The sequence below is a fragment of the Xanthomonas sp. SHU 199 genome (genome assembly GCF_000364665.1).
Taxonomy (GTDB): Bacteria; Pseudomonadota; Gammaproteobacteria; order Xanthomonadales; family Xanthomonadaceae; genus Xanthomonas_A; species Xanthomonas_A sontii.
In genome coordinates this window covers 1-3,040 of sequence record NZ_AQOI01000563.1, presented here as the reverse complement: position 1 = coordinate 3,040, position 3,040 = coordinate 1, and the positions used below count along the sequence as shown (strand labels likewise).

Annotated in this window: 2 protein-coding genes; both read left to right on the top strand. The window is 67.4% G+C overall.

Annotated features, from left to right (window positions below):
* The coding region (locus D183_RS25035) for a methyl-accepting chemotaxis protein (protein ID WP_017910024.1) at window positions 1-1,213 on the top strand (1,213 nt) is incomplete at its 5' end.
* A 745-nt stretch (window positions 1,214-1,958) separates the two neighbouring features.
* A partial coding sequence (locus tag D183_RS0116785; RefSeq protein ID WP_017910023.1) for an MCP four helix bundle domain-containing protein occupies window positions 1,959-3,040 on the top strand: 1,082 nt, incomplete at its 3' end.

Here is a 3,040-nt window from a genome sequence, read left to right as displayed (position 1 = left end):
GATGGATGCGGCCAAGGCCAGCCTGTTGGCGATCAACACCGAGATCAAGCGTCTGGCCGCCGCGGCGGCGGCCGGCGACTTCAGCGCCCGCGGCGATGCGGCGCACTTCCAGCACGACTTCCGGCTGATGGTGCAGGACCTCAACGCGATGATGGAGGTCAGCGACCACAACCTGGGCAAGCTGTCGGCCTTGCTGCAGTCCATCGCCGCCGGCGACCTCACCGCGCGCATGGAAGGCGAGTTCCACGGCGTGTTCGCTACCATGCGCGACGACGCCAACGCCACCGTCGAACAACTGACCGGCATCGTCGGTCGCATCCAGACCGCGGCGGTCAGCATCAACGCGGCCTCGACCGAGATCGCCGCCGGCAACGACGACCTGTCGCGCCGCACCGAGCAGCAGGCCGCCAGCCTGGAAGAAACCGCTGCGTCGATGGAGGAGCTGACCTCCACCGTCAAGCAGAATGCCGAGCACGCGCGCCAGGCCAACCAGTTGGCAGCGGGTGCCGCCTCGGTGGCCTCGCAAGGCGGCAGCGTGGTCGGCCAGGTGGTCGAAACCATGAGCGGCATCGAGGCCTCGTCGAAGAAGATCGCCGACATCATCGGCGTGATCGACGGCATCGCCTTCCAGACCAATATCCTGGCCTTGAACGCGGCGGTGGAAGCGGCGCGTGCCGGCGAACAAGGTCGCGGCTTCGCGGTGGTCGCCAGCGAGGTGCGGACCCTGGCCCAGCGTTCCTCGAATGCGGCCAAGGAGATCAAGAGCCTGATCGACGACTCGGTGGACCAGGTGGCCAATGGCTCGACCCTGGTACGCCAGGCCGGCGAGACCATGGCCGAGATCGTGGCCTCGGTGCAGCGCGTCACCGACATCATGGGCGAGATCTCGGCGGCCTCGCAGGAGCAGGCGTCGGGGATCGAGCAGGTCAACCAGACCGTCACCCAGATGGACGAGACCACCCAGCAGAATGCCGCCCTGGTGGAAGAGGCCACCGCCGCCGCGCGCTCGATGGAGGAACAGGCCACGCAGTTGCAGGACGCGGTGGCCGTGTTCAAGTTGGACACCCTGCCGGCGATCGCATCGATCGCGGTCGCATCGACGGCGCGCCCCGCCCCACGCAGCGTGCCGTCTGCGCCGCCACGCAAGCCGCGGCCGGCGCCGCAGTCCGTTGCGCTTGCCCAGGCGGCCAGCAGCGACTGGCAGGAGTTCTGAGTCTTCCTCCCAGTCGCGTCGATGCGCGGCCGTGCACTGCACGGCCGCTCGATAGGCGATGCCGCGATGTCGGTGCGGCAGGCAGGCTGGCTGGCTGGCTGGCGCCCGCATCGTCTCCATCGACGCGGCGTACGGCAACCACTGCCGGCACGACCGCACTGAGGCGCTCAAGAATCTCCTGCGCCTGTCGATACCAAATCGAGCGCACGCTTTTTGTCTACACCGGTGCGTGCCGACAGGGCCTGGGGAGGTCCTTCGGCGCTTCAGAGGGATCGCTCGGTGCACGCGCCGATCGCTGAAGTCGCAAAACCGAACGGGGAAACCGCAGCCCTGACGACTGTTCATTTTCGCGTCTGCCTTCGGCACGCGCGCAGCTTCGACTTGCAGTTCCTTGGTCCGTTTCGTCAGCTTGCCTACACCCGGGATCTCCGGCGCGCCACAACACGCGTCGTTCCTTCATTCGTACACGGGGGGCCACCATGCATGCGGTCTTGCGACACCGAAGACGCATCCACCGAGCGATCGACCGACGCCGTCGGCGATGGCCGGCGGAACTGGGGCATGCCAACGCCATGGTCACCGTCGCGAGTGCGGCGCTTTCGCACGACCCGCCTGTCGCGTCGCCCGTCATCACGCCATGTGACTGGCGCCGCCCCCAGCGCAGGCCGTCCGCGTCTGCCCGCGTCCACCGCCGACGTCGCATTCCTGCGCGCCGAGCAACCTTTTCGCCCCTTGGAGATGTGAAATGACCCGCCTTCTGCAACGCTACAACGTCGGTGTCCGCCTGTCGGCGGCCTTCGGCGTGCTGATTCTTCTTTCGGTGGTCCTGGTGATCATCGGGCTGTCCGGCATGGCCGAGGCGCGCAAGCACCTGGACATGATCGTGCTGGATCGCATGGCGAAGATCGAATTCAGCAACCAGATGCTCGACGCCAACTCCTCCGTGCTGGTTGCGCTGAGCACCTATACCACCTCCACCAACGCGACGATGCGGCAAGAGGCGCTGGAGACCTTCAATCGGCAGCGCGAGCGCTACGCCGAGGCTCGCGCCAAGATGGACAAGCTGTCCAGCACCGCCGGCGGCCGCGTCATCCGCGCCGACATGGACGCCAAGCGCGCCGCTGCGAAACAGATCAACGACGCCATCGTCGCGCTGGGCGAAAAGGGCGAGAATGCCCAGGCGCTGGAGATGCTCAACCGCGAAGCGCTGCCGGCAACCCTGGCGTGGCAGAGCAAGATCCGCGAGTTCGCCGACCGGCAGAAGTCGCAGGCCGCCGAAGGCTATCAGGCGGCGCTGGACGCGATGCACCGTGGCCGCATGCTGCTGATCGGCGGTACCGTGCTGGCCCTGGTACTCAGCGCCTTGCTGGCGCTGACCATCACCCGCAGCCTGACCGCACCGCTGGGCCTGGCCACCCGCACCGCCGAGGCCATCGCCAATGGCGACATGCACAATGCCGTGCGCACCGAGGCCCGCGACGAAACCGGCCGCCTGTTGAACGCCATGGGTCGCATGCAGCAGCAGCTGCAGGCCGTGCTGGCCGCGCAGGCCGATATGGCCCAGCGCCACGACGCCGGCCAGATCAGCTACCGCATGGACGAAACCGTGTTCCCAGGCGACTACGGGCGCATGGTCCGCGACAGCAACGCCCTGGCCGCCGCGCACATCGCGGTAACCGAGCGCTTGGCGCAGATCATGGGCCGCTACGCCATCGGCGATCTGTCCGAGAACATGGACCGCCTGCCCGGCGAAAAAGCCCGCCTCACCGAGACGATGGACACGGTCAAGCACAACCTGACCGCGATGAACAGCGAGATCAAGCACCT